This is a genomic window from Belnapia sp., from assembly GCF_059504005.1.
Map to the genome: position 1 here is coordinate 1 of NZ_JCACHU010000125.1, position 2442 is coordinate 2442.

Genomic DNA, 2442 nt, shown 5'->3' on the forward strand with positions numbered 1-2442 from the left:
GATCCAGGCAACGCCTGGCTGCGCCGTGTGGTGGGGGAGGAGGCACGGGGCATCGTCGGTACTACCCCGCTGTAGGGTACCAGTTCGCCGCACAAGCGGCGTAACCACAGAAGCGGCAGCGAGCATACCCTTGCTGCGATCCAATGAGCGCGAGGCTCCTCGTCGATATACACGGTGACCTGGCCTTTAGCCGAAGAAGGTGGCTGCCAAGCTGCTCGACCTGATCATTGCGGGTTTCACCGCAACTCGGCCGGAGCCGCCAGTCCCAAAACTGTGGGGCTGCAGCGGAGCCAGGGCGGCAAGGCGGGGCCAAAGTCCCTGACCAGCCAGTCGACAAAGACCCGGGTCTTAGCAGGTATGAGGCGGCCTGGGGGCAGCACCACCTGCACTGCGCCGTCTTCATCGAAACGCCAGCCAGGGAGCACGCGGACGAGCCGACCGTCGGCGAGTTCCTGCCCGATCTCCCAATCGGAGGCCGGCAGGATGCCGGCTCCGGCCAGGCAGGCCACGAGCAGACCCTCGCCCTCGTCCGAGACGATGGAGCCGGACACGCGCTGGGTCATGTGCTGGTCGCCGTTCCGCAGCTTCCAGCTTTGTCGAAACCCCTCCTTCGGAAAACGAAGGCACTGATGCTGCGCCAGATCCTCGGGCCGCGACGGGACGCCCTGGCGCGCGACATAACTCGGTGAGGCGCAAAGGATGGTTTCGAACTGAGCCAGATGCCTCACCACAAGGCTGCTGTCCGACAGTGCGCCAATGCGCACCGCCGCATCGAACCCGTCCGCGATCAGGTCCACGAAGCGGTCGCTGTGGATCAGCTCGAGTTGGACGTCAGGGTAGGCAGCGACGAACGCCGGCAACCAGGGTGCGATCCACCGCCTGGCGAACGTCGCTGGCAGACTGAGGCGTAGGAGCCCGCGGGGCGCAGCGGCGCCCTCGGCGGCCTCGGAGTCCGCCGCCGACAGCTCGCTGAGGATCGTCCTGACGCGGGTGAGATAGGCGGCCCCGGCCTCCGTCAGGGTGATACGCCGCGTGGTGCGAGATAGCAGCCGGACCCCGAGCCGGGCCTCCAGGGCGTCAAGCCGCCGCGAGATGACGGAGGGATCGCGGTCGAGCACCCGCGCCGCGGCCGAGATACTGCCCTGCTCGACGACTGCAACAAAGGCGTCGATCTGCTCAAATTGAAACCGTGTCCGTTCTTGCATTTGCCGCACGAGTGATTTGCCACCGGCCGGGATTATCCCACGCCGAAGCAGGAGTTATCTCGGATCTGCCGAGGGGAAACCACCCCGTCAATTTGAAAGGATCCTGCAATGTCCGGACGCCAAGCCGTATTTCCTGCTCGCCGACACGCGCTTTACGAAGAGCACCGCTATTCCGCCGCGATCCGCTCCGGCGATTTTCTGTTTGTCTCCGGTCAGGTGGGAAGCCGCGAGGACGGCACCCCTGAGCCAGACTTCGAACAGCAGGTCCGGCTCGCCTTCGCCAACCTAGCCGCGGTGCTCGCGGCTGCCGGATGCAGCTTCGCTGACGTTGTCGACGTGACAAGCTTCCACACCGATCCGGCCTCCCAGTTCGACACCTTCATGGCGGTCCGAGCGGGTGCGATCGGGGCGCCGCCATACCCAAACTGGACGGCGGTCGGCGTGACCTGGCTCGCCGGCTTCGACGTCGAGCTCAAGGTTGTCGCGCGTATCCCGCAAGCCGCCTGACCCCGCCCGTAAGTGCACGCCTCAAAGCCGGCGGCAGCGCCCGAAAGGGACGCAGCGTGAGCTATCCCACCCTTTTGCAAGGAGAACATTGATGAAGGTACAAGTCTTCTCCCGAACCGACGCATCCTTTGAGCGCTCTCCCGGACTGGACGGAGACGTCTTCGCCGCCAACCTGATCGATGAGCGTCATGGGGGCCCGGTGACGACTGGCTATGGCCGGTATGGCCCCCACCAGCGCCTGCATGAAACGATGGCCGTCGACGATGTGATGATCGTCCTGGAAGGCCAGCTCACCATCACCTCGAACGATGACGAGAAGACTGCCGTACCCGGCGACATCGTCTACATGCCGAAAGGGGAGACGGTGGAGATCCGCGCTCAGCAGCAGGGCGCCCTGACGGCGTATGTGACATGCCCGCACTGGAAGCTGGCGCGGGCTCCTGCGGACACCTGAAGCTGGGTCAAGCTGGGGACGACGGAGCGCGACGAGTACGCCATCTTGTTTGCCGCGCATCACTCGAAGCGCTCGTCATCTCCGCCCGGGTCAGGTTGCCGCGCTCGGTATTGGTGCATTGGCAAGTTGGTGGGTTGTGGTCCCTACAAGCGAGCTGGGGCAGTCTGACGGGATGACCTCAGACCCCGCCACCTGCCGTGGGTACCGTTTTCCGGCGGGGATCATCAGCCACGCGGTCTGGCTTTATTATGTGTTCAGCCTGAGCCTGCTGGACGT

General features: G+C 64.9%; 3 protein-coding genes. 2 read left to right on the forward strand and 1 reads right to left on the reverse strand.

Going from position 1 to position 2442, the window contains the following annotated elements:
* Positions 1 to 236: 236 nt before the first annotated feature.
* The gene (locus AC5JJ1_RS15905; RefSeq protein WP_495786079.1) at positions 237 to 1205 is read right to left on the reverse strand and encodes a LysR family transcriptional regulator; all 969 of its coding nucleotides are present in this window, start codon (positions 1203 to 1205) and stop codon (positions 237 to 239) included.
* A 108-nt stretch (positions 1206 to 1313) separates the two neighbouring features.
* On the opposite strand from AC5JJ1_RS15905, the gene AC5JJ1_RS15910 reads away from it, so the two are divergent.
* On the forward strand, positions 1314 to 1712 hold the full coding sequence (locus AC5JJ1_RS15910) for a RidA family protein (RefSeq protein ID WP_495786080.1): 399 nt from the start codon (positions 1314 to 1316) through the stop codon (positions 1710 to 1712).
* Positions 1713 to 1803: 91 nt separating this feature from the next.
* Positions 1804 to 2166, forward strand: coding sequence for a hypothetical protein (locus AC5JJ1_RS15915; RefSeq protein WP_495786081.1), 363 nt, complete (start codon positions 1804 to 1806; stop codon positions 2164 to 2166).
* Positions 2167 to 2442 lie beyond the last annotated feature (276 nt).